This window comes from Caulobacter sp. ErkDOM-E (assembly GCF_048541895.1).
GTDB lineage: Bacteria > Pseudomonadota > Alphaproteobacteria > Caulobacterales > Caulobacteraceae > Caulobacter.
This window is the reverse complement of the sequence record NZ_CP183331.1, coordinates 2,178,592-2,204,147: the sequence shown is the minus strand read 5'-3', so window position 1 is coordinate 2,204,147 and position 25,556 is coordinate 2,178,592. Positions and strand designations below refer to the sequence as shown.

At 65.3% G+C, this 25,556-nt stretch carries 21 protein-coding genes; 10 read left to right on the top strand and 11 right to left on the bottom strand.

Features of this window, described 5'->3' with window-relative positions; all coding sequences use genetic code 11:
• The first annotated feature begins 54 nt into the window (after positions 1 to 54).
• Complete coding sequence (locus tag ACN2C7_RS10750) at positions 55 to 693, top strand: peptidylprolyl isomerase (RefSeq protein ID WP_419316923.1); 639 nt, start codon at positions 55 to 57, stop codon at positions 691 to 693.
• Positions 694 to 770: 77 nt separating this feature from the next.
• On the opposite strand, the gene ACN2C7_RS10745 is transcribed toward ACN2C7_RS10750, so the two are convergent.
• From ACN2C7_RS10745 to ACN2C7_RS10735, 3 genes are all read right to left on the bottom strand, one after another.
• Positions 771 to 2,306: an ammonium transporter gene (locus ACN2C7_RS10745; protein ID WP_419316922.1), complete on the bottom strand. Its 1,536-nt coding sequence runs from the start codon at positions 2,304 to 2,306 to the stop codon at positions 771 to 773.
• Between the two features lie 28 nt (positions 2,307 to 2,334).
• On the bottom strand, positions 2,335 to 2,673 hold the full coding sequence (locus ACN2C7_RS10740; RefSeq protein ID WP_062146628.1) for a P-II family nitrogen regulator: 339 nt from the start codon (positions 2,671 to 2,673) through the stop codon (positions 2,335 to 2,337).
• A gap of 647 nt (positions 2,674 to 3,320) precedes the next feature.
• Complete coding sequence (locus ACN2C7_RS10735; protein ID WP_419316921.1) at positions 3,321 to 3,521, bottom strand: hypothetical protein; 201 nt, start codon at positions 3,519 to 3,521, stop codon at positions 3,321 to 3,323.
• A gap of 376 nt (positions 3,522 to 3,897) precedes the next feature.
• On the opposite strand from ACN2C7_RS10735, the gene ACN2C7_RS10730 reads away from it, so the two are divergent.
• The 4 genes from ACN2C7_RS10730 to ACN2C7_RS10715 are packed head-to-tail and all read left to right on the top strand — an operon-like array spanning position 3,898 to position 10,386.
• Positions 3,898 to 6,660, top strand: a complete 2,763-nt coding sequence (locus tag ACN2C7_RS10730) for a TonB-dependent receptor (RefSeq protein ID WP_419316920.1) — start codon at positions 3,898 to 3,900, stop codon at positions 6,658 to 6,660.
• A complete protein-coding gene (locus ACN2C7_RS10725) occupies positions 6,635 to 7,660 on the top strand; it encodes a hypothetical protein (RefSeq protein ID WP_419316919.1) in 1,026 nt (341 codons plus the stop codon). Before ACN2C7_RS10730 ends, ACN2C7_RS10725 begins: the two co-directional genes overlap by 26 nt.
• A gap of 33 nt (positions 7,661 to 7,693) precedes the next feature.
• Entirely contained in the window at positions 7,694 to 9,556 is a 1,863-nt protein-coding gene (locus tag ACN2C7_RS10720; RefSeq protein ID WP_419316918.1) for a tripartite tricarboxylate transporter permease, read from the top strand.
• Positions 9,553 to 10,386, top strand: a complete 834-nt coding sequence (locus tag ACN2C7_RS10715; protein ID WP_419316917.1) for a class I SAM-dependent methyltransferase — start codon at positions 9,553 to 9,555, stop codon at positions 10,384 to 10,386. The genes ACN2C7_RS10720 and ACN2C7_RS10715 overlap by 4 nt, the downstream gene beginning before the upstream one ends.
• On the opposite strand, the gene ACN2C7_RS10710 is transcribed toward ACN2C7_RS10715, so the two are convergent.
• Positions 10,368 to 11,465 carry an ATP-grasp domain-containing protein gene (locus tag ACN2C7_RS10710; protein WP_419316916.1) on the bottom strand — a complete coding sequence of 366 codons (1,098 nt, stop codon included), beginning with the start codon at positions 11,463 to 11,465 and terminating at the stop codon, positions 10,368 to 10,370. The genes ACN2C7_RS10715 and ACN2C7_RS10710 overlap by 19 nt on opposite strands.
• A 602-nt stretch (positions 11,466 to 12,067) precedes the next feature.
• Here ACN2C7_RS10710 and ACN2C7_RS10705 point away from each other — a divergent pair.
• On the top strand, positions 12,068 to 12,967 hold the full coding sequence (locus tag ACN2C7_RS10705) for a glycine--tRNA ligase subunit alpha (protein WP_419316915.1): 900 nt from the start codon (positions 12,068 to 12,070) through the stop codon (positions 12,965 to 12,967).
• 5 nt (positions 12,968 to 12,972) lie between these two features.
• Positions 12,973 to 15,108: a glycine--tRNA ligase subunit beta gene (gene glyS / locus ACN2C7_RS10700; RefSeq protein ID WP_419316914.1), complete on the top strand. Its 2,136-nt coding sequence runs from the start codon at positions 12,973 to 12,975 to the stop codon at positions 15,106 to 15,108.
• A 177-nt stretch (positions 15,109 to 15,285) separates the two neighbouring features.
• Here the strand turns inward: glyS and ACN2C7_RS10695 are convergent, their stop codons facing one another.
• Positions 15,286 to 15,612: a GIY-YIG nuclease family protein gene (locus ACN2C7_RS10695; RefSeq protein WP_419316912.1), complete on the bottom strand. Its 327-nt coding sequence runs from the start codon at positions 15,610 to 15,612 to the stop codon at positions 15,286 to 15,288.
• A gap of 405 nt (positions 15,613 to 16,017) precedes the next feature.
• On the opposite strand from ACN2C7_RS10695, the gene ppdK reads away from it, so the two are divergent.
• Positions 16,018 to 18,702 carry a pyruvate, phosphate dikinase gene (gene ppdK / locus ACN2C7_RS10690; RefSeq protein WP_419316911.1) on the top strand — a complete coding sequence of 895 codons (2,685 nt, stop codon included), beginning with the start codon at positions 16,018 to 16,020 and terminating at the stop codon, positions 18,700 to 18,702.
• A 153-nt stretch (positions 18,703 to 18,855) separates the two neighbouring features.
• Positions 18,856 to 19,215: a hypothetical protein gene (locus ACN2C7_RS10685; RefSeq protein WP_419316910.1), complete on the top strand. Its 360-nt coding sequence runs from the start codon at positions 18,856 to 18,858 to the stop codon at positions 19,213 to 19,215.
• Between the two features lie 123 nt (positions 19,216 to 19,338).
• Here ACN2C7_RS10685 and wrbA read toward each other — a convergent pair whose 3' ends face one another.
• Both wrbA and ACN2C7_RS10675 read right to left on the bottom strand, forming a co-directional pair.
• Entirely contained in the window at positions 19,339 to 19,938 is a 600-nt protein-coding gene (wrbA, locus tag ACN2C7_RS10680; RefSeq protein ID WP_419316909.1) for an NAD(P)H:quinone oxidoreductase, read from the bottom strand.
• 87 nt (positions 19,939 to 20,025) lie between these two features.
• Positions 20,026 to 20,724, bottom strand: a complete 699-nt coding sequence (locus ACN2C7_RS10675; protein WP_419316908.1) for a pirin family protein — start codon at positions 20,722 to 20,724, stop codon at positions 20,026 to 20,028.
• A gap of 135 nt (positions 20,725 to 20,859) precedes the next feature.
• On the opposite strand from ACN2C7_RS10675, the gene ACN2C7_RS10670 reads away from it, so the two are divergent.
• The gene (locus tag ACN2C7_RS10670; RefSeq protein ID WP_419316907.1) at positions 20,860 to 21,795 is read left to right on the top strand and encodes a LysR family transcriptional regulator; all 936 of its coding nucleotides are present in this window, start codon (positions 20,860 to 20,862) and stop codon (positions 21,793 to 21,795) included.
• Here ACN2C7_RS10670 and ACN2C7_RS10665 read toward each other — a convergent pair.
• From ACN2C7_RS10665 to ACN2C7_RS10650, 4 genes are all read right to left on the bottom strand, one after another.
• Positions 21,767 to 23,365 carry a beta strand repeat-containing protein gene (locus ACN2C7_RS10665; protein WP_419316906.1) on the bottom strand — a complete coding sequence of 533 codons (1,599 nt, stop codon included), beginning with the start codon at positions 23,363 to 23,365 and terminating at the stop codon, positions 21,767 to 21,769. The genes ACN2C7_RS10670 and ACN2C7_RS10665 overlap by 29 nt on opposite strands.
• A 153-nt stretch (positions 23,366 to 23,518) precedes the next feature.
• A complete protein-coding gene (locus ACN2C7_RS10660; RefSeq protein WP_419316905.1) occupies positions 23,519 to 24,856 on the bottom strand; it encodes an Hsp70 family protein in 1,338 nt (445 codons plus the stop codon).
• Between the two features lie 108 nt (positions 24,857 to 24,964).
• Positions 24,965 to 25,249 carry a type II toxin-antitoxin system RelE/ParE family toxin gene (locus ACN2C7_RS10655; RefSeq protein ID WP_419316904.1) on the bottom strand — a complete coding sequence of 95 codons (285 nt, stop codon included), beginning with the start codon at positions 25,247 to 25,249 and terminating at the stop codon, positions 24,965 to 24,967.
• A complete protein-coding gene (locus ACN2C7_RS10650; protein ID WP_419316903.1) occupies positions 25,246 to 25,497 on the bottom strand; it encodes a hypothetical protein in 252 nt (83 codons plus the stop codon). Before ACN2C7_RS10650 ends, ACN2C7_RS10655 begins: the two co-directional genes overlap by 4 nt.
• Between the last annotated feature and the right edge of the window lie 59 nt (positions 25,498 to 25,556).

The following is a 25,556-nucleotide window of genomic DNA, read 5'->3' as shown; positions in this document are numbered from 1 at the left end:
CGTCGAGCGATGGCCGCACTAGGCTGACGCTGATCCAACCTCTGGAGCGTTCGCATGCATCGTCGTGATCTATTGGCTCTGGCGGGAGCCTTCGTCGCCGCGCCCGCCCTGGCCCAGACAGCCCTGACCACACCTGCCGCGCCCGCCGCGGCAAAGACCGTCCGGGTCAATGTCGAGACCGGGCAGGGCGTCATCGTCATCGAGCTCTATGTCGACCAAGCCCCGATCACCACGGCCAACTTCCTGCGCTATGTCGACCAGAAGCGCTATGACGGCGCCACATTCTTTCGGGCATCGCGATCGCCGGGGCCTGTCGACTACGGCCTGATCCAGGGCGGGTTGCAGGGCGATCCGGCCAGGGTTCTGAAGCCCATCGCCCACGAGCCGACGACCCAGACGGGGATCAAGCACACCGACGGGGTGGTCTCGATCGCTCGCAATGCGCCGGGCACGGCGACCTCGGATTTCTTCATCTGCGTCGGCGACGCCCCCTATCTGGACGCCGACCCTGCCGCGCCGGGCGACAATGCCGGCTTCGCGGCGTTCGGCAAGGTGGTTGAGGGCATGGATGTGGTCCACAAGATCATCAACCTGCCGACGCCGGGCGTGGCGGTAAACCCGGTCATGAAGGGCCAGATCCTGGAGCCGCCGGTGCCGATCCTGAAAGCGCGCCGGGCGCCTGTGGCCCCCTAAACGGTCAGCCGTCCGGACAAAAAGAAAGGGCGCGGAGCCAAGCTCCGCGCCCTTCGCCTTTTCAGCTGTGCCGAAGCCTAGCTGTGGTAGGCGCGCTCGCCGTGTTCGGCGATGTCCAGACCTTCTTCTTCGGCGTCCGGCGCGGCGCGGAGACCGATGACCAGCTTGATCAGGAAGAAGACGATGGCCGAAGCAATGGCCGACCAGACGACGGTCAGGCCGACAGCCTTGGCCTGGATCAGGAGTTGAGCGATCGGCTCGTACGAGGCCAGGGCGTCGCAGGTCGAGATATCGCCGTCCTTGGCGCAGGTCGTATAGTCGACGATGCCGGCGCCGCCCCAGACGGGGTTGACCAGCAGGCCGGTGGCCAGGGCGCCGACGATGCCGCCGACGCCGTGGATGCCGAAGGCGTCCAGGCTGTCATCGTACTTCAGCGTGTTTTTCACGACCGAACAGAAGAAGATGCAGAGCGGCGAGACGACCAGACCCAGGATCACAGCGCCCATCGGGCCGGCGAAACCAGCGGCCGGAGTGATGGCGACGAGGCCGGCCACGACGCCAGACGCCAGGCCCAGGGCCGAAGGCTTCTTGCGGGTGACCCACTCCACCAGGATCCACGACAGACCGGCGGCGGCGGTGGCCACGAAGGTGTTGATCATCGCCAGCGAGGCGTAACCGTTGGCTTCGAGGTTGGAGCCGGCGTTGAAGCCGAACCAGCCCACCCACAGCAGACCGGCGCCCACGAGGGTCAGGGTCAGCGAGTGCGGCGGCATCGGTTCCTTGCCATAGCCCTGGCGCTTGCCGAGGATCAGGGCGCCGACGAGGGCGGCGATACCGGCGTTGATGTGCACCACGGTGCCGCCAGCGAAGTCCAGAGCGCCCCAGGCCCAGATTTGACCGGCCTTGATCTGCGCGGTCGGATCATTGGCGATGGCGTCCGGACCCGGCCACCACCAGACCATGTGCGCGATCGGATAGTAGGAGAGCAGGGGCCACAGGACCGCGAAAGCGACGATCGCGGCAAACTTCATCCGCTCGACCAGCGAGCCGATGACCAGCGCGGCGGTGATCGCGGCGAACGTGGCCTGGAAGGCGACGAAGGTCAGTTCCGGGATCACGACGCCGGTCGAGAACGTCGCGACATTGCTGGCCGGAGTCACGTCCTTGAGGAACAGACGACCAAGTCCGCCGACATACTTGTCCCAGCTGCCGCCGTCGGTGAAGGCGAAGCTGTAGCCCCACAGCACCCAGGCGACGAAGCCGATGATGGCGACGGTCGAGACCTGCATCATCACCGACAGCATGTTCTTGGAGCGGACCAGACCGCCGTAGAACAGGGCCAGGCCCGGCAGGATCATCAGCAGGACCAGGACGGTCGAGGTAAGCATCCAGGCATTGTCGCCCTTGTCCGGAACGGGAGCAGCGGCCGGAGCCGGCGCGGCTTCGGCGGGAGCGGCTTCAGGCGCGGCGGCCACGGGAGCCGGCGCGGCCTCTGCGGGCGCGGCGGCGACCGCAGGCGCAGCCTCCTGGGCGAAGGCCACGGCCCCCATCGGGGCTCCGGCCAGTGTCGCGGCGAGCATCAGCCCGGCCAGCGGTTTGAAGGTCAATTTCATCGTCGGTTATCCCCTGTTCCCGATGGCGTTAAAGAGCGGCCGGGCCGGTTTCACCGGTCCGGATGCGCACGGCGTCTTCCACGTTCAGAACGAAGATCTTGCCATCGCCGATCTTGCCCGTGGCCGCCGCGGCCTTCACGGCCTCGACCGCCTTGGCCGCGGACGCATCGTCCACGACCGCTTCCAGTTTTACCTTGGGAACGAAGTTCACTTGGTACTCCGCACCCCGGTAGATTTCGGTCTGGCCCTTCTGGCGGCCGTAACCCTTGACTTCCGACACCGTCAGACCTTCGACGCCAGCGGCGACGAGCGCCTCACGGACCTCGTCGAGCTTGAAGGGTTTGACGACCGCTATGATCAGTTTCATCCGCCTTGCTCCGGCCCGCCGATATCGCGGGCTCCCCTTGCTTGGTTGCCGGGCGCTTTGCGCCCGGGTGATCACCGCCGAAGCCGCCATTACGCGCTGCATCGTTTTCCCCGGCTATGATCACGCTATCGGTCGAGTTCGGCGAGGTGCGGTCGCGCGACAAGGATTTGGAAAGGAAAGGGGCAAGACGCCCAAAATCGAAGCATGAGGCACGGCTGGTGCAGAAAAAAGCAGCAATATCGACAGCTGGGGACGCTCTGGCTGTCGGCGACAGGTCTGCTGTCGTGCAGGGAGGTCAGGGCCGCGGCCGCCACCCTGATGTCCGGCGCCGCCGGCGTCGTGCCGATGTCGTCGCAGTCGCCAGAGGTCCAGGCCACCCTGAAGGCCGGGGGATCCAGAGAGCGTTTTGCTCGATAGACCTTCGTAAATTCGGTAGCTCTAGCCGACTAATCATGTATCGGCGGAAAGCCTGAACAGGCCAGAGCACCGTTTTCCTTCCGGGTGTCTTTTAGGGTGTGCTGATCTGGCGAAGCTGGCGCACCGGTTGACCGACCGCAAGGTGACCTCGCTCAAGGGTTACAGTCTGCACACGGATGGCAACGGCCGCTATCTCGAAGTGGAGAACTCCGGAGCGAAACGCTGGTCCTTCATCTTCCAGTGACGACCGCGACCTCATCGCCAAACTCATCGTCCAGCATCATCGCCAATCCAAGCCAGCTTTGCTCCAAAAGGCTGTTTCCGATGGCATACTCGAGCGCCTCGGTCGCGGCGTCTGGACAGACCGGGTCAAGCTTCAGCGCGTCGTAGAGCACCTGCGCGTGGGCTCGGCGCTCGGCAGTTGATCGCATGCCGGCACTGGCCAGCCCGGCCTGACGGGGGCTCGCACCTTCTTTGGCTCTGTCGTGGCGGGCAAAAACGCCATGGTGTTGCGGCCGACCGTGCTCTACAGACTTCGCCGCAGCAATGTCATGTGGAAGTTCATGAAGGACTAGTTGGTCTCCCAGACTTTTCCGGACGATACACACCATAGCGCATGCCCGTCAGGACTGACGATATACTGCTGCCCTGTAATTCACTTGAACACTGCACCAAAGAGCCTTGATCTTGACCTTTATAGAATCAGCGGAGTCGGTCGAAGAGAAAAGGCTGTTCGCACCGTGGTCGCTCCCGTTTCATGGAACGAAACGGCGGCGACTGGTCGCCGGGGATGCGCTTTGGGCCCTAATGTCCTTAGCTGTGCTGGCAAGCCAGCCCGCCGCAGCCGGTCCCGTCGGCGCGGAGGCCGCTGAGACCGGCGACACAGTGGTGGACGCACTGGTCGTGCAGGGCTATCGCGCCAGCCTGCAGAGCGCCCTGGCTGCCAAGCGCCTGAGCAACGACATCGTCGAGGTCATCAGCGCCGAGGATGTCGCCGATTTTCCCGACCTGAACCTGGCAGAAGCCCTGCAGCGCGTGCCGGGCGTGGCCATCGACCGTGACGCCGGTGAGGGCCGGTCGATCACGGTGCGCGGCCTGTCTTCGGAGTTTACCCGGGTCCGTATCAACGGCCTGGAAGCGCTGGCGACCACTGGCGGTAAGGACACCGGGGGCGGCTCGGGTGGTTCCAACCGCGGTCGCGGCTTTGATTTTCAGGTTTTCGCCAGCGAACTCTTCAACCGCGTCACGGTCCGCAAATCCCTGGCGGCCGAAATCGAGGAAGGCTCCCTGGGCGCTACGGTCGATCTGAGGCCTGCACGCCCCTTTGACTACAAGGGCTTCACGGCAGTCGGCAGCTTGCAGCAGGGATACAATGACCTGTCGCGCTCAAGCGATCCGCGCGCCTCTTTCCTGATCAGCGACACCTGGCGGGACAACCAGTTCGGCGCCCTGCTGTCTGTGGCCTATAGCGACCGCCAGGTACGGGAAGAGGGGGCCAGCAGCGGACGTTGGGAAAATCCGAGCGTTGCTGGAAACTCTGGCGGCTGTTTCGAAACGCCTGGCCCCTGCAACGCGGCGACGAAGACCTACAGCACCGTCAATGCGGCCTGGCATCCGCGTATCCCGCGCTATGAGCGCCTCGACTATAGCGCCAAGCGTCTGGGCGCGACCGGGGCCCTGCAATGGAAGCCGAGGGACGGCACCCTGCTCAGCCTCAACGCCCTCTATGCCTATACCGACGGGGAACGCCAGGAAGACTATCTGGAAGCCTACCTGATCCGTAAGGGCATGGATGTCACCCAGGCGAGGTTCGACAGCAAGAACCAGATGGTCGCAGCGACAATGGACGACATCGATGTTCGCGCCGAAAGCCGGCACGACATCCTGACCAGCGAGTTCACCCAGGTCACCCTTGATTTCGAACACCAGCTGTCGTCGCGCCTGAGCCTCACCGGGGCGATCGGGACGTCAAACTCGATTCAGGACAATCCGGTCCAGACGTCCCTGTCCCTGGATCGCTATGACGTCGACGGCTATGCCTATGATTTTTCCGGCAATGAGCGGCTGCCGGTGCTCAGCTACAATTTCGATGTCACCGATCCCCGCCAATGGATCTTCACCGCCAGCAATGCGCTGGGGGATCAGTCCTATATCCGCCTGCGCCCCAACAAGACCGCCAACCGCCTGGCCAGCGCCAGGCTCGACGGGGCCTTCGAGATCAACGCGGCCCTGCGGCTGAAGGCTGGCCTTCTGGTCAAGGCCTATGACTTCCACAGCACCGAATGGCGACGCAACACCATCAATGGTCTGGTGGAGGGCGCCGTCGCGCTGCCCGCCGGCGTCACGACAGCCGACATCTCGCGGCTCGTGTCAGGCTTGGGCCGGAACATGGACATGCCGGACGGCACGCCCCGAGCCTGGCTGGCGCCCGACATCGACAAGCTGGTCTCGATGCTGGGCATCCAATGCAACTGCATCAACGCCTTTGGCGACTTCCGGATCAGCAGCGACAACCAGCGCAGCGCGCGACGGGACATCAGCGAGAATGATGCGTCGGGATATGTCCAGATGGACTTCGATACCGCCATCCAGGACATGCGCCTGAGGGGCAATGCCGGCGTCCGCTATGCCACGACCAAGACCAGCGCCGCCGGCATGGTCGGCGTCAATCTGGTGGAGCGAACTCACCGCTACAACGACGTCCTGCCGTCCCTGAACCTGGCCCTCGAACCACGCGAGAACGTGATCGTGCGTGTCGGCATTTCAAAGGTCATGTCACGGCCCCAGCTGTCCTATCTGACGCCGGGCGGCACGCTGAGCAATACGGCCAGGACCCTGACGGTCGGCAATCCCGATCTGGCGCCGATCCGCGCCACGACCATGGACCTGAACCTGGAATGGTATCCTGACCGGGACTCCATCCTGGCCGTCAGCCTGTTCCGCAAGGACCTGAAATCCTACATCCAGTCCTCCCTGCAGACGATGCCGTTCAGCCAGTCGGGACTGCCTCTCAGCCTGCTGGCCAATGGCAATACCGGCGACACCGTCTTTGTGGTCAGCCAACTGGAGAACACCAAGGGCGGCGAACTCAACGGTTATGAGATCAGCCTGCAGCGTCGTTTCAGCTTCCTGCCGGCCCCGTTCGATCGCTTTGGCGGCATAGCCAACTATACCCATGTCGCCTCCAAGGTCGCCTACATTACCAATGCCGCGACCACGCCTGTCACCACGGTGACCATGCCCCTGGCTGGTTTGTCGCCGCAGTCCTACAACGCCACGCTCTATTATGAGGGTGAGCGCCTGACGGGTCGGGTCTCGGCGGCCTATCGCGACGCCTATCTGAGCAGTGTGCCGGGCGGCAATGGTAATGACGCGCGGGGGAAGCAAAGCGCCCTGACGGTCGACATGTCAGCGACCTTCGCCCTGTCGTCCCGCGCCGTCCTGACCTTCGAGGGTCTCAACCTGCTCGACACCTTCGATGATCGCTGGATCTCGCGTGAGCGCAACAATTCCGAAGAATATTCTCACACGGGGCGTCAGTACTATGTCGGCATTCGCTACAGCTTCTGACCGGCCGGCGCGACGCACCGTCATGGCCCTGGGCGCGGCGACGGCGGTGTCCGGCCTGCTGACGGCCTGTGTTAAACCCTCCAAACCCCTGAGGGTGATCGTCGCCGGCGCGCCAGGCTCGGCGACCGACAATATCGCCCGTCTGTTCGGCCGCCACGTCACGCGGCTGTTCGGCGACAAGGTCGAGGTCGAAAATGAACCGCGCGCCATCGGCAAGGTAGCTTTGCAGCGGCTGTTCCAGGACGACCTCAGCCGGGAAACCGTCGGTTTTCTGCAGAACGGGATGCTTTACAGCGCCCTGGTCGACAGGGACTTTAGCTGGGATCTTACCGCCCTGGGCTGGGTGGGCAGCTTCAACACCGACCACCGGGTGCTGGTCAATGCCCCGACGATCAAGGTCGATCGGTTCGAGGCCCTGTTCAACCGGCAAAAGCCCCTGATCCTGATCAGCGGCGCGGTCGGCGCGTCCGGCTATTTCGAGAGCCGAATTCTTGGCTATCTGACCCCTGCCAAGGTCCGCGTCGTGCCGGGCTTCAGTGGCGCGGCCCGCAATCTGGCCCTGATTTCCGGAGAGGGCGAAGGGGCTGTGGGCAGTCTCGATTCCCTGTCCGCCGTCCTCGAAATGCCCGGCTCCAGGCTGCTGCTGCGTCTGAACGACCTGCCGCTCGACGCAGCCTCGGTCGCCCATGGCTGGTCGGCCCCGCCTCTGGCGGCCTTTGCCACGGGTCCGGACAAGGATCTGCTGCTGAACCTGATCAGCGCCCATGCCCGGCTGGGCCGGATCGCCGCCCTACCGCCCGGCACGCCGCCGGAAGTGCTGAAGCGATGGCGGCAGAGATTTCAGACGGTCGTGGCCGATCCGGCCTTCCTCAAGGAGGCGGCGACGCTGGATCTCCTGATTGCACCGGTGGCGGGCGAGCGGATCGGCGACGATCTCCGGGGCCTTTTGTCAGATCGCTCCGCGGCCGTGCGCGCCGCCCTGGCCAGAGCCCTGGCCTGATGGGCGCGACGAGGCGAATGAAGGCCGTGTCTGTTGCTTGAGTTCCTGGCCGGGTCGACCGAGACCGGCGCCTTGGTCTTCGCCCTGGTGACGGGCACGATAGGCGGGCTGCTGGCCGGCCTGACCCCAGGCATTAATGGCCGGGTGGGGCTGATGCTCGCGACCCCCATCGCCCTCGGTCTGGGCATGATCCCGGGCGCGGTCTTCCTGGTGGCCTTCCACTCCGTGGTTCACACCTCCGGATCCGTGCCGGCCATCCTGCTGGGCATGCCGACCTCCGTCACCGAGGCCGCCACGGTGATCGACGGCTACGCCATGACCCGCAAGGGCGAGGGGGCCCGGGCCATCGGCATCACCGTCGGCTCGTCCATGGTCGGGGGTGTCATCGGGGCCCTCGTGCTGCTCGGTCTCGCCCCGGTCGCCCTGGCTGCGGCCCGCTATTTCGGCGCGCCGGAAATGGCGGCCCTGTCGCTTCTGGGCCTGTTGTCCATCGCCGCCCTGTCCGGCGGCAGCATGGCGGGCGGCCTGATGTCGGCGGCCCTGGGCGTGCTCATCGCCGCCGTCGGCCTCGACGTCTTCAGCGGCGTCCCGCGCTTCACCTTCGGCTCCCTGGAACTGCTCGACGGCGTCAATGCCGCCGCCGTCGTGACCGGCATGTTCATCGTGCCTGAAATGGTGCTCCGCTCGGCTGTCGGCGCTGCGCCGATCCATACGGCCACCAAGCTGAGCGCCGTCTGGGGCGGGGTTTTGCAGGCCCTGAACCATCGCTGGCTGCTGCTGCGGACGTCCATCCTGGGCGCCCTTGTCGGCATGGTGCCGGGCCTCGGGGCCAGTGTGGCGGTCTGGCTGGCCTATGGCCATGCCCGCCAGACCGAACCTTCGGATATCCCCTATGGCGAAGGGGCAGCCGCCGGGATTATCGCCCCGGAAGCCGCCAATAATTCAAAGGAGGGCGGCGCCCTGGCCCCGGCGCTGTTCTTCGGTGTGCCGAGTTCATCGGGCATGGGCATCCTGCTGGCCGCCTTCATCGTACTCGGCGTGGAGGTCGGGCCGCGCATGCTCGCCCGGGACCCGGGGTTCGTCTATCTGATGGGCCTGACCAATATCGCCTCGAACATCCTGGCGGTTCCGGTCTGTATTCTGCTGGCCCCGGCCATGGCCCGCTTTGCCTTCATCCGGGCGGAAATCGTCGGACCGGCGGCCCTGGCGGCCGGCGTGGCCGCTGCGGCCCTGACAGCGCCCGGGCCGGAAACCCTGGCCATGATCGCCGTGTTCTCCCTCCTTGGCTTGGTCCTGAAAGGCGCAGATATTCCTCGGGCGCCGCTTCTGCTGGGCTTCGTCCTGGCTCCCAATCTGGAATCTGGCGTAGTTCGCTCGGTGATGGTGCACGGGTGGTCAGCCCTGTCGCGCCCCGGAGTTCTGACAATCCTGGGTCTGGCGGCGGCCATCGCCCTGCCCATGATCTTGCAAAGGCGATCCAGGGACAGGCAAGCTGCAAAGACCGAGACCCGGACCGCGTTTCGCCCGTTCGCCATCGCCCTGCTGGCAGTGATCCTGCTGGCCGCGATCCTGGGCCTGACGGGCGCGCCGCTCACTGCGCGCCTGCTGCCCTCCAGCGCCGCAGCCATAGGCCTCGGCGCGGCAGCCCTGACAGCCTGGCGACTGTGGTCCATCCGGCAGAGCGCCCCCTCAACCGGGCCCACCTTCGATCTGAAACTTCTGGGCCTGCTGGTCGCCATGCTGGGCCTGTCGGCCTGGACAGGCCTACCGATTGCCGTGGCCCTGTTTATCTTCGCCACCTTGCGTCTGGGCGCCCGGATTTCCTATCCCGTGGCGACGATCACAGCGATTTTCGTCAGCACCTGCATCTATCTTCTGGAGATCTTCGGCCGATGACACGCGCCCTCGACATCAATGACCTCGACGGCCAGGCCCATGAGATCTGGCGGCTTGGAAATGAACTCTGCGGCGATTGTGGAACCTACCACAAGCTTCGGGGCGTTCTTCTGAAGGCCGGCGGCCTGCATGGCGGCAGGCATGACACTGAAACGCTCAAACCATTCTTCCAGCGCCTGACCTTTCCCGGAGTCCGGATCCTGATCGCGGGTTCGGCGGACGCGGGACTGTTGAGGACCGTGCTGGACTGTGCTGAGGCAAGGCCGCTGGCAATCACGATCCTTGACCTTTGTCCAACACCGCTGGCCCTGATCGACAGGCTGCAGCCCATTCCTGATGTATCCATCTCCACCCAGGTGGCCGATCTGACCCAGCCACTCGAAATCGGCGGCTTTGACCTGATCGTTTCGCATTCCATGCTGCCGTTCGTGCCGTGGGAGCGCCGAGGCCTGGTGCTGGATTCGCTCAGAAGCGCTCTGGCTCCCGGCGGTCGTTTGGTCGTATCGGCGAGTGTTGGTGATGGGATGACGGCGGATAGCCGCCGCACCGCCCGCCAAGCCTGGTTGGGCAAGGTTCTCAAGGCCGTCGACGACCTTCCGGAGATGGCCACCCTGCTGGGTGAGGCCAAGCAGGAGCTGTTGCGGGACTACACCGAGCGGTTCCGGTATACGGATGACGCCTTTGCCACTGTAGAGCAGATCGCAGGCCTGCTAGAGGCCCACGGCCTTGAGATCGATGAGCAGGGCTATGGTTCCGATCGGCCAGCAGTCGGCGTTGCAACCCCGGGGCGGCGCAGCGCTATCTTCGTCTCTCACGCTCGAACGGTCTGAGCGTCCGCCTCAGAAGTAGAGGGACCTTCACCCGCAGGACCCAGACCGGTCTTGGCATGAATCAGCCGGCGTAGTGCCGACAGCATGCGAGGCAGGGCGGCGCGGTTATGCTGCGTTGCTGGGTTAAGAAAGTTTGGCTTGAAATTCATCGTGGCATTGCATTCGAACACGACGATCGAGCCATCCTCGACGACGGCGCAATCGAGCCCACAATAGTCAAGCCCGACCCGCTGACGGATGCTGTGGAGCGCCGCCCGTGTCGGCGCTGGTAGCGCCTCGAAGCCGTTGACCAGCATGGCGCGGCATTCAGCCTGCAGGTTCTCATTCGTCGCCAATACGCCGCGGCCACTGCGGCCATGGATGGACCATTCGTCGGAAATGATGTGCTGCCTTATGAGGATCTCATCACCGACGAAATAGAGCCGCGTCTTGTGATAATAGCCATCCGGTCGCCGGACATCGACGAACTCGGTCATGTAGTATTCGGTCTTTCGATCACCGAAGATGACCTCCAGGTCCTCTACAGCGTTGAACAGACCCACCACCTGGCCGCTGTGGGTTCCAACCGGGCGAACAATGGCGGGGAACTTGAAGTCGTGGTCGGCAACCAGACGCTTGAGGCGCTCCAGCGTGGGGTATTTGAAGCGAAGCGCCTTGGGGGCCTTAACGCCATCGAGGTTGGCCAGCACCTTGGGAATCTCGTGCCGGCGCGTGCGGGGAATGAGCTCCGGCGGATTGATCACCGGCTTTTTGACCCCGGTCAGCATCTTGCGCGCCACCTCGAGGGTTTCGGCGTTCTGGTCCATGTCCGTGATGGCGTTCCAGAGCAGGTCGCAGCGCTCCAGGGCATAGCGGCGCGACCCTCGGAAATAGCCCGGCGTGATGTGCATGCGCCCAATATCGACAGGCGGATCCAGCATTTTGATCATGCGGATGCAGTCGTTGTTACCGGTGCCCTCGGTTCGCTCACGGGTATCCGTCACCATCTGACGGACTCCGTCGGATCCCGTCAGCACCCCGACCATGGGAAGCCCCGTCCCCAGGCTGGTCTCAAAATGACGGTGTTCGACGGTGTTCATGACGCCTCTCTAGTGGAGGCGCCGAAAAGAACCAACAGCGTGACCGGCATCTGCACGATTTACGAGGCATCACGGATGAAGCCGGCTCGGATGGGACGCGGCAGCCCTTCATCCTCGCAGGCGTCGCCGATGTTTAGCGTCACCTGAAACATCGATGGCCTGGCCGGCGTGAGATATGCACACGGCAGAATCTCCATGATGAGCGCTTCCTGACGGGGAAGGCGTTTCGATCGCCCTGGCGATAGCCGATTGCGCGGGGAGCGAGGTCCTCGACGCGCCCCCGAAGCGGGAAGATCTGACGTCCGACGGCGGGAGGCCGTTGTGGGCGGCTCATCAACGCAAGAATCCGATCACGCGGCTGTTGGACGGAGGTCGGGGAGGGTGTAGTCAGGCCCCCGAAATTCAGTGCATCCTTCTCGGTTGGAGGCTTGCAGATCAGCCTCGCGGCTCGCCGCGCGTTGCTCATCAGCGCCAACCTTTAGGATGTTCTTTAGGGTATGATCTGGCAAAGTTGCAACTAGCTGAGCTAAATCAACCCCTTAACGCAACCTCTCGTCGGCCCCATGGTCCGCCGACTTTTTTCTGGCCCTGTTCGGACACTGATGTCGCGCCCCAAGCCCACCTCGTTTCAAGCCCTGATCCTGACGCTCCATAACTATTGGAGCGAACATGGCTGCGCGATCCTGCAGCCGCACGACATCGAGGTCGGGGCAGGGACCCTGCACCCGGCCACGGTGCTGCGGGCTCTGGGTCCCAAGCCGTGGAACGCGGCCTACGTGCAGCCCTCGCGCCGTCCGGGCGATGGTCGCTATGGCGAGAACCCCAACCGCCTGCAGCACTATTACCAGTACCAGGTGATCCTGAAGCCCAACCCGCCCAACATGCAGGACCTGTATCTGGGGTCGCTGGAAGCCATCGGCCTGGACCTTCGCCTGCACGACATCCGCTTTGTCGAGGACGACTGGGAAAACCCCACCGTCGGCGCCTGGGGCCTGGGCTGGGAAGTCTGGTGCGACGGCATGGAAGTCAGCCAGTACACCTACTTCCAGCAGGTGGGCGGCCTGGACGTCTCGCCGGTGGCCGGCGAGCTGACCTACGGCCTGGAACGCCTGGCGATGTATGTGTTCGGCGTCGACAACGTCTATGACCTGCCGTTCAACGACCCGCAGTCGCCGCTGGGCGCGATGAGCTATGGCGACGTGTTCCTGGAGAACGAGCGCCAGCACTCGCAAGCCAATTTCCACGGCTATGACGTGGCCGTGCTGAAGGGGCAGTTCGAGGACATGGAGCGCCAGGTGCCGCTCATGCTGGCCCGCGACTATCAGGGCAAGTCACTGGTCCTGCCCGCCTACGACATGGTCCTCAAGGCCAGCCACCTTTTCAACCTGATGAACGCCCGCGGCGCGATCGCCGTCGCCGAGCGCGCCAGCTACATCGGACGCATCCGCGACCTTTGTAAGATGTGCGCCTCCGAGTGGGTGAAGCAGCAGGAAGCCGCGTAAGTCAGATGCCCCAACTTCTCCTCGAACTGTTCTCCGAAGAAATCCCCGCGCGCATGCAGGCCAATGCGGCCCGCGACCTGGAACGCATGGCGCGCGAGCACCTGGCCGCCGCCGGCTTCCTGCCCGAGGCCCTGAAGACCTTCGCCGGTCCGCGCCGCCTGACCCTGGTGGTCGAGGGCCTGCCTATCGCCCAGGCCGACCGCAAGGAAGAGCTGAAGGGCCCCCGCGTCGGCGCGCCGCCCCAGGCCATGGAAGGCTTTCTGCGCAAGGCGGGCCTGACCCAGGACCAACTGGTCGAGCGCGACGGCGTCTATATGGCCTTCATCGAGAAGACCGGCCGCCCGACCACCGAGATTATCGCCGAGATGGTCGAGGCCATCGTGCGCGGCTTCGCCTGGCCCAAGTCGATGACCTGGGGAACCTGCAAGCTGCGCTGGGTTCGTCCGCTGAAGCGCATCCTGTGCGTGTTCGACCGCGAGGTCGTGCCGTTCAGCATCGAGGGCATCGAGAGCGGCGACATCTCCGAGGGCCACCGGTTCATGGGCGACGCCCAGCCGTTCCGGGTTCGCGACTTCGACGAATACGCCAAGGGCCTGAACGACCACTTCGTCGTGCTTGACGTCGAGGAGCGCAAGGCGCGCATCCTGGAAGGCTGCAAGACCCTGTGCTTCGCGCGCAATCTGGAACTGGTCGAAGACCTGGGGCTGCTGGAGGAAGTTGCGGGCCTGGCCGAGTGGCCGACCCCGGTGCTGGGCGACATGGATCCGTCGTTCCTGGACCTGCCGGCCGAGGCGATCCGCACCTCGATGCGGACGCACCAGAAGTATTTCGCCGTCCGTGATCCGGCCCGTGAGGGCCTGGCCCCGCACTTCATCACCATCGCCAATATCGCGGCCGCCGACGGCGGCAAGGTGATCGCCGCCGGCAACGCCAAGGTGCTGTCGGCCCGCCTGTCCGACGCCCGCTTTTTCTGGGACGAGGACCGCAAGGCCGGCAATTTCGACGAGTGGCTGGAGAAGCTGAACGGCGTCACCTTCCACGCCAAGCTCGGGACCATGGCCGAGCGGGTCAAACGCATCGAGGCCCTGGCCCGCGAGATCGCGCCGCTGGTCGGCGCCGATGTGGAAAAGGCCGGCACGGCCGCGCGTTTGGCCAAGGCAGATCTGAGCTCACTGATGGTCGGCGAGTTCCCCGAACTCCAGGGCCTGATGGGCGGCTACTACGCCCGCGAAGCCAAGATGGACCCCGAGATCGCCGACGCCATCCGCGACCACTACAAGCCGCAGGGGCCGGCCGACGCGGTGCCGACCGCGCCGCTGAGCGTGGCAGTGGCCTTGGCAGACAAGCTTGATACGCTGGTCGGGTTCTTCGCGATCGACGAGAAGCCGACGGGTTCGAAGGACCCCTATGCGCTGCGTCGGGCGGCGTTGGGGGTGATCCGGACCCTGCTCGACGGCGGCCTGCGCGTATCGCTCAAGCCGGCCCTTCGGCAGGCCGGTGCATTCCTCTATGATCGCAACGGCTTCCAAGACCGGACGGATGGCTTCAGTCGTGAAGAGCCCCTGCTCATGCAGGATGGTTCGCCGCAGCGTCGTAGCTCGCAGCGGATCGAGGCCGTTGCGGTCGACCTGCTCGCCTTCTTCGCTGATCGCCTGAAGGTCGCGCTGAAGGACCAGGGCAAGCGCCACGATCTCGTCGACGCCGTGTTCGCGCTCGGCGACGACGACCTCGTGCGCATCGTCGCCCGGGTCGAGGCGCTGGACGCCTTCCTGAAGACCGACGACGGCAAGACCCTGATGGCCGGCTACAAGCGCGCCTCCAACATCCTCAAGGCCGAGGAAAAGAAGGGCTGGAAGGCCGAAGGCGAGCGCGGCCTGCTGGACGACGCCTCGGCGCCGGAAGCGGCCCTGTACGACGCCCTGCGCATGGTCGAGCCGGCCCTGGCGGCAGCGCTGGCCAAGGAAAACTTCACCGGCGCGATGCAGGAACTGGCAGGCCTCCGCGGCCCGGTCGACGCCTTCCTCGACGGCGTGTTCGTCAATTCCGAGGTTCCGGCCGAACGCGACAACCGCCTCAAGACGCTAGCCGCAGTGCGCGACGCCATGGGTCAGGTCGCGGATTTCTCGCTGGTGGCGGGATAGTTCACACCCGTAACTCCAAACCACCGTCATCCCGGGACTTGTTCCCGGGACCCATGGTTCAGCTTCATCGTGCGTGATCCAACCTGCTCCGCACTTGCGGCGGAGAAATGGGTCCCGGGAACAAGTCCCGGGATGACGGAGTTTTTGATTGTTAGGGCAGGGGCTCACCCCGCCGCTTCAGAACTGCCTCGGAACCGGCGTCCAGTTCAGCACGCTGTCGTACAGATCATCCCAGCGCGGATTGTCGCGCTCCAGCAGGTTGATCTTCCACTGGCGCGGCCACTCCTTCATCGTGCGCTCGCGCTGGATGGCGAGCGTCATGACCTCGTGGGTTTCGTACCAGACCAGCCGCGTCAGGCCGTAGCTCTTGGTGAAGCCGTCCCTCAAGCCTTCGCGGTGCTGAATCAGCCGGGCCTCGAACTGGCTGCTGACGCCGATATAGAGCGTGCCATAGGGCTGGTTGGTCATCATGTAGACGGCGATGGATGCGTCTCTGGGGACCATTGCGCCAATATACACTTATAGATAGATTTCGTCATCCCGGGACTTGTTCCCGGGACCCATTTCTCCGCCGCGATGCGGAGCAGGATGATTCCGGATGGTGAAGCCAAACCATGGGTCCCGGGAACAAGTCGCGGGATGACGGAGCTCAAACCAAAATCTCTCCGACCACGGAATCCCTCAGCTTCGCCAAATCCCAATCAAGACAACGTTGTCATTAGAAATATTTACCGAATTTCGGCACTTCGGCACGGAACGCAAAGCGCTGGTGGACGCGTTCTTGACCTAAGTGCTAGTGAACGCCCCGGATATTGCAGTGCGGGATCAACGTTCCATGCTTTGTCCCAAGGCAAGACGACCACTCAGAAGGTCGCGGCCTGTTTCACTTATCGCAGGGTGAATTTCATTATGCCGGTTGAGACGCTGACCAAGTCCCGTTGGGTCTATTCGTTCGGAGGGGGTGGCGCTGATGGCGACGCCTCGATGAAGAATCTGCTGGGGGGCAAGGGCGCCAACCTGGCCGAGATGTCGTCGCTGGGCCTGCCGGTGCCGCCAGGCTTTACGGTGACCACCGAGGCCTGCGTGCACTATTACGCCAACGGCAAGCAGTATCCGGCCGAGCTGGCCCAGCAGGTCAATGACGGCCTGGCCACGATCGAGAAGATCACCGGCAAGCTGTTCGGCGACGTGGCCAACCCGCTGCTGGTCTCGGTGCGCTCGGGCGCCCGGGCCTCGATGCCGGGCATGATGGACACCGTCCTGAACCTGGGCCTCAACGACGAGACCGTCGAAGGCCTGGCCAAGCTGTCGGGCGACCGCCGCTTTGCCTATGACAGCTATCGTCGCTTCATCCAGATGTACTCGAACGTCGTGCTCGATCTGGAGCACCACATGTTCGAAGAGATCCTCGACGACCACAAGGATCGCCTGGACATCCATGTCGACACCGGCCTGACCGCCGACCACTGGGCTGCGGTGATCAAGGACTACAAGGCCGCCGTCTCGCGCGAGCTGGGCAAGCCCTTCCCTCAGGACGCCCAGGAACAGCTGTGGGGCGCCGTCGGCGCCGTGTTCGCCAGCTGGATGAACGACCGCGCCAAGTTCTATCGTCGCATGCACGACATCCCCGAGGCCTGGGGCACCGCTGTCAACATCCAGTCGATGGTGTTTGGCAATATGGGCGAGACCTCGGCGACCGGCGTCGCCTTTACCCGCAATCCCTCGAATGGCGACAACCGCCTGTATGGCGAGTTCCTGATCAACGCCCAGGGTGAAGACGTGGTCGCGGGCATCCGCACGCCGCAGTCCCTGACCAAGATCGCCCGCGAAGAGATGGGCGACACGGTGCCGTCGATGGAAGAGGCGATGCCGGTGGTGTTCGCCCAGTTCAAGTCGGTGGTCGAGACGCTGGAGCGTCACTATCGCGACATGCAGGACATCGAGTTCACGGTGGAGCAGGGCACGCTCTACATGCTGCAGACCCGCAACGGCAAACGCACCGCCAAGGCGGCGCTGAAGATCGCCGTCGACATGGCGGCCGAGGGCGTGATCTCGCGCACCGAAGCCATCAACCGCGTCGAGCCGGCTTCGCTGGACCAGCTGCTGCACCCGACCATCGATCCGTCGGCCCAGCGTGACGTGATCGCCACCGGCCTGCCGGCGTCCCCTGGCGCAGCGACCGGCAAGATCGTGTTCGACAGCGACGCCGCCGAAAAGGCCTCGGCCGCCGGCGACAGCGTCATTCTGGTCCGCGAGGAGACCTCGCCCGAGGACATCCACGGCATGCATGCGGCGCGCGGGATCATCACCGCCCGCGGTGGCATGACCAGCCACGCCGCCGTCGTGGCGCGCGGCATGGGCCGTCCCTGCGTCTCGGGCGCCGGCGAAGTCGGCATCTTCCCCAAGGAAGGCCTGTTCCGGGTTCGCGGTCGCGAGTTCAAGGCCGGCGAGATCATCACCATCGACGGTTCGACCGGCGAGATCCTGATGGGCTCGCCCAAGATGATCGAGCCCGAACTGACCGGCGACTTCGCCACCCTGATGGGCTGGGCCGATGCGGTGCGTCGCCTGAAGGTGCGCGCCAACGCCGAGACGCCGCTGGACGCCAAGACCGCGCGCGGTTTCGGGGCCGAGGGCATCGGCCTGTGCCGCACCGAGCACATGTTCTTCGACGACACCCGGATCGCCGCCGTGCGCGAAATGATCCTGGCCGACGACGAGAAGGGCCGCCGTACGGCCCTGGCCAAGATCGCGCCCTTCCAGAAGGCCGACTTTGTCGAGCTGTTCACGATCATGGAAGGCCTGCCGGTCACCATCCGTCTGCTCGATCCGCCGCTGCACGAGTTCCTGCCGCACACCGAGGAAGACGTCGCGGCCGTGGCCTTGGCCACGGGGCTGGACGCCGGCAAGCTGATGCGCCGGGCCAAGGAACTGCACGAGACCAATCCCATGCTGGGCCATCGCGGCTGCCGCCTGGGCGTTTCCTATCCCGAGATCTACGAGATGCAGGTCCGGGCGATCATCGAGGCCGCCTGCGATATTTCCAAGTCTGGCAAGGCCGCGCCGATCCCCGAGATCATGCACCCGCTGGTCGCCAAGGGCGAGGAGATGAAGTACCTGCGCGACCTGACCGACCGCACCGCCAAGGCGGTTCTGGCCGAGCAGGGCATCGCCATCGAATACACTGTCGGCACCATGATCGAGCTGCCCCGCGCCGCTCTGCGCGCCGCCGACCTGGCCGCCAATGCCGAGTTCTTCAGCTTTGGCACCAACGACCTGACCCAGACCACGTTCGGCATCAGCCGCGACGACGCCGGCAAGTTCCTGGCCGCCTATATCGACAAGGGCATCTTCGACAAGGACCCCTTCGTCAGCCTCGACCAGGAAGGCGTGGGCGATCTGATCCGCATCGCCGCCGAGCGCGGCCGTGCGGCCCGTCCGGACGTCAAGCTGGGCATCTGCGGCGAACATGGCGGCGATCCCGCCTCGATCACCTTCTGCGAAAGTGTCGGCCTGGACTACGTGTCGTGCTCGCCCTACCGCGTGCCGATCGCCCGTCTGGCGGCGGCCCAGGCGGCTCTAGCCAACAAGTAGGCCAGGCGGCCTGCCGGTAACAATCAGGGGCGGTCGCCGATCCGGCGGCCGCCCCTTTTTGCATTGCTGAACATTGTTATCGATTTGCCGCGCGCCATGGTTAAGCTCCCGCCGTCCCCGCGAAGACGGGGTTAGACACTTGGGAGAAACACGATGCGAACCTTGATGATGACGGCCGTCCTGGCCCTGGGGATCAGCGGCGCGGCCTTGGCCGATCCGATGGCCAGCGCCTATGGCAACACGGTCGCGATCACCTATCCCAACGGCGCGGTGGCGAAGATGTTCGTCGACGCCGACGGCCAGTACACCACCAAGGGTCCCGACGGCTCGACCATGAAGGGCTCGTGGAAGATCGACGGCGCAAATACCTGCTTTACCCAGACCGACCCGGCGCCGCCGGCCGGCATGGGCGCCAATTGCAGCCCGACCGCCGAGAAGAAGGTCGGTGACAGCTGGACCGCCCCCGGTCCGAACGGCTCGACGATCACTGTCAGCATCGTCGCTGGGCGCTGACCCTGGAGGGCCACCCCGGATCCGTGGCGGCCCATTCCATGTCGGAAGTCGCTTGAGGTTGAACAGCCTTGTCATCCCGGCCAAGCGGTAGAGCGCCGGGCCGGGATGGCAAAGGTTTGACGCCTAGCCGTGCAGCTTGATCGCGGTCTCGGCGATCTTGCGGCCCTGATAGCGGGCGCCGGTCAGTTCGTTCTCGCTGGGCTGACGCGAGCCGTCGCCGCCGGCGATGGTGGTGGCGCCGTAGGGGCTGCCGCCGGTGACTTCGTCGATCTTCATCTGGCCGGTATGACCATAGTCGAGGCCGACGATCACCATGCCAAAGTGCAGCAGGTTGGTGATGATCGAGAACAGCGTGGTTTCCTGACCGCCGTGCTGCGAAGCCGTCGAGGTAAAGGCGCCGCCGACCTTGCCGTTCAGGGCGCCGCGCGCCCACAGGCCGCCGGCCTGATCGAGGAAGGCCGCCATCTGCGACGACATCCGGCCAAAGCGGGTGCCCGTACCGATGATCACAGCGTCATAGTCGGCCAGTTCGGCAACCGTGGCGACGGGGGCGGCCTGGTCGAGCTTGAAGTGGGCGGCCTTGGCGACCTCCAGCGGCGCGGTCTCCGGGACGCGCCTGATGTCGACGGTCGCGCCGGCTTCGCGGGCGCCTTCGGCCACGGCCTGAGCCATGGTTTCGATGTGGCCGTAGGACGAATAGTAGAGGACGAGAACCTTGGCCATGATGGCCTCCTTGGATTGGAAATGGGGGAGCCGGGCGGGGCAAACCTGAGGGCTCGCCCCGCCGGGGAATGAACAGGGGGCTTGCGTTTAGGCGGCGTCGACCAGAACCAACTCAGCGTCTTCGAGCGCGGTGACGGTGATCAAGTCCTCGCCGGTGATGGCCGCGCCGTCGCGCGCGTCGAGTTGAACGCCGTTGACGGTGACCGAGCCGACCGCCGGCACCAGATAGGCGTGACGGCTCTTGCCCAGGTCATAGGTGGTGCTTTCGCCGGCCTTCAGGGTGGCGCCCAGAACGCGGGCGTCGGTGCGGATCGGCAGAACGTCGCCGTCATTGGCAAAGCCGCTGGCCAGGGTCACGAACTTGCCCGAGCGGTCGCCCTTGGGGAAAGGCTTGGCGCCCCAGGACGGCGCGCCGCCCGTGCGGTTGGGCTCGATCCAGATCTGGAAGATCCGGGTGGCTTCGGGTTCCAGATTGTACTCCGAGTGCCGGATGCCGGTGCCGGCGCTCATCACTTGAACGTCGCCCGCTTCGGTGCGGCCCGTATTGCCCAGATTGTCCTGGTGGGTGATCGCGCCGCTGCGCACATAGGTGATGATCTCCATGTCCGAGTGCGGGTGCGGCGGGAAGCCGGTATTGGGGGCGATCTCGTCGTCGTTCCACACTCGCAGGGCGCCCCAGTTCATGTTCCTGGGGTCGTAGTAGCTGGCGAAGGAAAAGTGATGCTTGGCCTTCAGCCAACCGTGGTCGGCGCCGCCCAGCGCGTCGAACTTCCTGCGATCGATCATGGCCTTAACTCCTGGAGCCCGGTCGCCGGGCTCGTTCTCGAAAAGCGCGCCGACATCGGCACCGCTTGCTTGAGGAGAAGATAGCGATCAGCATTGATATCGAAATAGAAACTATCGAAACCTATTGTTTCCAAAATGAGCAAGCTGCCTGATCTCGAGGGCCTGGCGATTTTCGCCAAGGTGGTGGAGCTACGGTCCTTCGCCGGGGCGGCCGAGGAACTGGGGCTGTCCAAGGCGACAGTCTCCAAGGCCGTCACCCGACTGGAAACGCGGCTGGGTGCTCGATTGTTCAATCGAACCTCAAGGCGCTTGGCCCTGACCGACGCCGGCCAGAGCCTGGTCGAGCCGGCGACGCGCGTCCTGATCCAGGGCGAGGCGGCCGAGAACGCGGCCATGGCCCAGTCGGCTGCGCCGCGCGGGCTGGTGCGTCTGGCGGTCCCGATGTCATTTGGCCTCTCGGACGTCGCGCCGATCCTGCCGGAGTTCCTGGCCGCCTATCCCGAGGTCTCGGTCGACCTGCATCTCAGCGACGCCATGGTGGACCTGGTCGGCATGGGCTTCGACGCCGCGCTTCGCATTGCCGCCCTGCCGGATTCGTCGCTGGTGGCGCGGCGACTGCGGTCGGTGAAGCGCTATGTGGTTGGCGCGCCCAGCTATCTGGCGCGGCGCGGCCGTCCGATCCATCCCGGCCACCTGGCCGAGCATTGCTGCCTCGGTTACGCCTACCTGCCGACGCCCGACACCTGGCGGTTCGTCAATGCGGCCGGGGAGGAGGCTTCGGTGCGTCCGGCCGGACCGCTGCGGGTCAACAATGCCGACGCCCTGATGCCAGCCCTGCTGGCGGGGCAGGGGCTGGCGGTGCTGCCGGATTTCATCGCCGGCGCGGCCCTGGCCGATGGCCGGCTGGAAGCGGTGATGCCCGACTGGACCCCGCCACTCATCGCGCTGCATCTGGTCATGCCGCCTGGCGGCCCCCGGCCAGCCCGGGTCGAGGCGCTGACGGCCTTCCTGACCTCGGCGCTGGGCGCCAAGGGGCGGGGTTCTACAGGCTATCCACCTGGGCCGGGGTGAAGGCCCCGACCTGTAGCGGGCTCATCGCGGCGATATTGGTCGCCGAGAGCCAATCCAGTTGGGTGACCGTCAGGCCGGGGATCTGGGTCGGGGTCAGATAGCCGACCTGGGTCGTGGTCAGCCCGCCGATCACCGTGGTCGACAGGGCCGAGACCTGGGTGGCGGTCAGGGCGCCGATCTGCGTGCCGTTCAAGCCATTGAAGTCGTCCAGGGTCAGGCTGCGCACCTGATAGGCCGTCAGGCCGCGCATCGCCGTGGCGCTGATCGAGCTGATCTGGGTGGTGTCCAGCGCCGCCAGGTTGGTCACCGACAGGGCGCCGATCTGCGAGGCGGCAAGGGCGCCGATCTGGGTGGCCGAGAACTCCCCGATATCGGTCGTGCTCAAGCCGCCGAGCTGGGTGGAGGTCAGGCCGCCCAGCTGGGTTGCGGACAGGCCCTGGACCTGGGTGGCGTTGAAGCCGGAGATGTTGCCGGTCGAGATCCCGCTGACCTGGCTCGCCGTCAGATCGGCGATCTGGGTCATCGACAGTTCGGCGAAATCGCCAGAGCCCAGGCCGCCCAACTGGGTTGCGGTCAGACCCGCGAACTGGGTGCTGCTGAGCGCTCCGATCTGGGTGCTGGTCAGGGCATTGAGGTTGGTGGTCGACAGGGCGCCCAGCTGCGAAGCCGTCAGTCCGCCAACCTGGGTCGCCGACAGCTCGGCGAAGTCGGTGGCGCTCAAGCTTCCGATCTGGGTGGTCGTCAGGCCGGCGATCTGGCTGGCGCTGAAGCCTGCCACCTGGGTTGCCGTCAAGGTCGACAGGCCGGTGGCGCTCAGCCCGCCCAGCTGGGTGGCGTTCAGGACGCTGACCTGGGTGTCGGACAGGCTCGAGACCTGGGTCCCGCTCAGGCCGGAGACCTGGGCGGCCGACAGGGCGCCGATCTGGGTGGTCGCCATCCCGTCCAGCTGGGGCGCGCTCAGAGCGCCGATCTGGCTGGCGGTCATGCCGCCAATCTGGGTCGTCGACAGGGCGGCCAGCTGCGCGGCGGCGAAGGCGGCGATGGCGAGGGCCTCCAGGGCCCCGATCTGGCTGGCCGCGAGACCGCCGATCTGGCTGGCGGCCAACTCGCCAATATCGGTTGTGCTGAGGCCCGCCATCTGGCTTGCCGTCAGGCCGGTCAGCTGGGTGACATCCAGCGAGGCGACCTGGGTGGCGTTGAGGCCCGAGAAGCTGGTGGCCGACAGGGCGCCGACCTGGGTGGCGGTGAACACGTCAAGTTTCGCGGCGTCCAGGCTGGCCAGCTGGGTCGAGGTCAAGGCCCCGACCAGTTCGCCGCTGAAGGCCGCCAGCTGCTGGGCGTTGAACGCCACGCCGGCGCCGAAGCTGGGAATCTGGGTCGCCGACAGTCCCTTGACCTGGGTGGCGGAGAGGGCTTCGACCTGGGTGGCGTCGAGCACGGCCACTGCCGAGGCGCTGATCGCCCCGACCTGGGTGCTGCTGAGGGTGGCGAGCTTGGTCGTCGACAGATCGTCAATGATCGTCGTCGGGAGCGCTGCGATCTGCGCGGCCGAGAGATATGAGATCGGCAAAGGGCTCGTCCTGACCGAAGGTTTGTCGCGGCCGTTGCTTCGACCAGGGCCTCGTTATGAAAGGCTTAACCCTCAGGCTAGGTGGAAAGCGAGATTCGGTCCACGTGACAAAACAGACCAGCCCAATCCTTGATTGACGGCTAGTCTGATGCGTCAGGCGGCTGGTCTGACGGTCGCCTGCATGGTCCAGAGGTCGAGGTCGGTCTCACGGGCAATCAGGGCCAGGCCCGAGGCGATCGACTCGAACTCTCCGCCGCTCTCGATCCGGTCGGCCGGGAACCGGCGATGGAAGATGTCGCGCACTGCCGGCACGAACGAACTGCCGCCGGTCAGGAACACGCGGTCCACCTGGTCGGGCGCGAGGTTGGCGCGGGCCAGGGCCTGGTCGACCGCCTTTTCGATCGCTGTCAGTTCCGGGGCGATCCAGCCCTCGAATGTGGTCCGTTCAACCTCATGCTCGATCAGGATCGTACCGGCCTCGAAGCGGAAGGTGGCGCGCTCGTGGGCCGACAGCGCCTCCTTCAGGGCCGAGACCGAGCGATAAAGAGCGTAGCCGTGATTGTCGTCCAGCACCTCGATCAGGCGGCTGATCTTCTCGGGTTCCATCGCCGTCTTTTCCAGCGATCGGATGTCGCGCATGTCGCGCGAAGCTCGCAGCAGGGCCAACTGATCCCAGCGAGCGAAGGCGGTGTAGTAGCGCTGCGGAATGGGCAGGCGGTTGTCGAAGGCCTTGTACAGCGAGCCCTTGCCCAGGGCCGGCGAGACCAGCTGGTCGATGATCCGGTAGTCGAAGGCATCGCCAGCCACGCCCACGCCGGAATGGCTGAGCGGGGTCGAGCGCAGTGTGCCGTCGGCCTCGCGCTCGAAGCGGACGAGCGAGAAGTCGCTGGTGCCGCCGCCGAAGTCGGCGACCAGCACGGTGGCGTCCTGCTTCAGCTGACGCGCGAAGAAGAAGGCCGCGCCGACCGGCTCATAGGCATAGCGAATATCGGTGAAGCCCAGCCGCGCGAAGGCCGCCTCATAGCGCTGCAGGGCCAGGGTCTCATCGGGATTGCCGCCGGCGAAGGTGACGGGTCGGCCGACGATGACGCGCGGCGGCAGCTTGGCCATGGCCTCGCCCGCGTGCTCGCGCACCTTCAGCAGGAAGGCGGCCAGCAGATCCTCGAACAGATAGCGCTTGTTGAGGATACGGGTCTCGGTGAAGGCGGCGCTGGCGGCAAAGCTCTTGAACGACTGAATGAACCGCGTTTCCAGCGGATCCTCCAGATAGGCCTCGATCGCCCAGGGACCGGCCTCGACCACCCGCTCATTGGGCCTGCCGTCGTCGCCCTGCAGGGTGTGAAAGCTCAGCGCCGAGCGGAACGCGAACAGGTCGCCCTCGCCGGTCGGGAACCGCACCAGGCGCGCGGAGCCGTCGCCGTGCGTCATCGAGACGACGGTGTTGGTGGTGCCAAAATCGATGCCGATCGTCGGCGGGGCGACGGACGTCATTGGCGGGGCCAGTCTGCTACAGCGGGGGGGCGTGCGTCGTACCGTCTGGGGCGTGCAGGTTCAAGGGCGCTCGCTCCGAATCGAGCGGCTATCGCCACGCCATGATTTTCAGCGACGCTCGCGGGCGTGCTTGATGCGCGCGACGACCACTAAGTGAGTCTCGACCCGATACTGGATTATGTAGCCGGAGTCGCCGAACGGAACGGCAATTTGCCTAAGGCTGGGCGCTGGCCCCCTGAAGCCGCGTTCGGCATGCTCTGCGAGCGAGAGCACAGCTTCCGTGATAGAGTTGGCAGCGCGCAGGCTGGCGTCGGGGTTCTTGTCGGACAGAAAATCTTCAAGTCGCTTGAGGTCCTTTTCCGCACGTGCGGTCAGCCGAACCGCTCGCGTCACGTCCGGCTGGCGTTCAGGCGTTGCTTCAGGCGGTCCTGGAACCCGTGCAGCGCGTCTTCTGCGGCGACAGAGTGGCCCGTCCGGTCGAACTCTTCCAAGGCGGCGATCGCCTCGACCCAGTCGTCGTCCATCGCTCGATCCAGGGCCTTCAACGCATAGTCTTCAGGCGACAGACCCGCGACCTGAGCAGCCGCCTTCAGTCGCTCGGCGCGCGCAGCGTCCAGATGAATGTCTGTGCCATCAGCCATGATTGAGCGTCGCCCAAGACGCCGTGCGCGTCAACGCGGGCAAGCCTTGATTGACATTT

Bases quoted from the DNA above. Each gene is read 5' to 3' on its own strand.
- ACN2C7_RS10750 (WP_419316923.1), top strand. From the start codon at position 55: ATGCATCGTCGTGATCTATTGGCTCTGGCGGGAGCCTTCGTCGCCGCG.
- ACN2C7_RS10745 (WP_419316922.1), bottom strand. From the start codon at position 2,306: ATGAAATTGACCTTCAAACCGCTGGCCGGGCTGATGCTCGCCGCGACA.
- ACN2C7_RS10740 (WP_062146628.1), bottom strand. From the start codon at position 2,673: ATGAAACTGATCATAGCGGTCGTCAAACCCTTCAAGCTCGACGAGGTC.
- ACN2C7_RS10735 (WP_419316921.1), bottom strand. From the start codon at position 3,521: ATGCGATCAACTGCCGAGCGCCGAGCCCACGCGCAGGTGCTCTACGAC.
- ACN2C7_RS10730 (WP_419316920.1), top strand. From the start codon at position 3,898: ATGTCCTTAGCTGTGCTGGCAAGCCAGCCCGCCGCAGCCGGTCCCGTC.
- ACN2C7_RS10725 (WP_419316919.1), top strand. From the start codon at position 6,635: ATGTCGGCATTCGCTACAGCTTCTGACCGGCCGGCGCGACGCACCGTC.
- ACN2C7_RS10715 (WP_419316917.1), top strand. From the start codon at position 9,553: ATGACACGCGCCCTCGACATCAATGACCTCGACGGCCAGGCCCATGAG.
- ACN2C7_RS10710 (WP_419316916.1), bottom strand. From the start codon at position 11,465: ATGAACACCGTCGAACACCGTCATTTTGAGACCAGCCTGGGGACGGGG.
- ACN2C7_RS10705 (WP_419316915.1), top strand. From the start codon at position 12,068: ATGTCGCGCCCCAAGCCCACCTCGTTTCAAGCCCTGATCCTGACGCTC.
- glyS (WP_419316914.1), top strand. From the start codon at position 12,973: ATGCCCCAACTTCTCCTCGAACTGTTCTCCGAAGAAATCCCCGCGCGC.
- ACN2C7_RS10695 (WP_419316912.1), bottom strand. From the start codon at position 15,612: ATGGTCCCCAGAGACGCATCCATCGCCGTCTACATGATGACCAACCAG.
- ppdK (WP_419316911.1), top strand. From the start codon at position 16,018: ATGCCGGTTGAGACGCTGACCAAGTCCCGTTGGGTCTATTCGTTCGGA.
- ACN2C7_RS10685 (WP_419316910.1), top strand. From the start codon at position 18,856: ATGCGAACCTTGATGATGACGGCCGTCCTGGCCCTGGGGATCAGCGGC.
- wrbA (WP_419316909.1), bottom strand. From the start codon at position 19,938: ATGGCCAAGGTTCTCGTCCTCTACTATTCGTCCTACGGCCACATCGAA.
- ACN2C7_RS10675 (WP_419316908.1), bottom strand. From the start codon at position 20,724: ATGATCGATCGCAGGAAGTTCGACGCGCTGGGCGGCGCCGACCACGGT.
- ACN2C7_RS10670 (WP_419316907.1), top strand. From the start codon at position 20,860: ATGAGCAAGCTGCCTGATCTCGAGGGCCTGGCGATTTTCGCCAAGGTG.
- ACN2C7_RS10660 (WP_419316905.1), bottom strand. From the start codon at position 24,856: ATGACGTCCGTCGCCCCGCCGACGATCGGCATCGATTTTGGCACCACC.
- ACN2C7_RS10650 (WP_419316903.1), bottom strand. From the start codon at position 25,497: ATGGCTGATGGCACAGACATTCATCTGGACGCTGCGCGCGCCGAGCGA.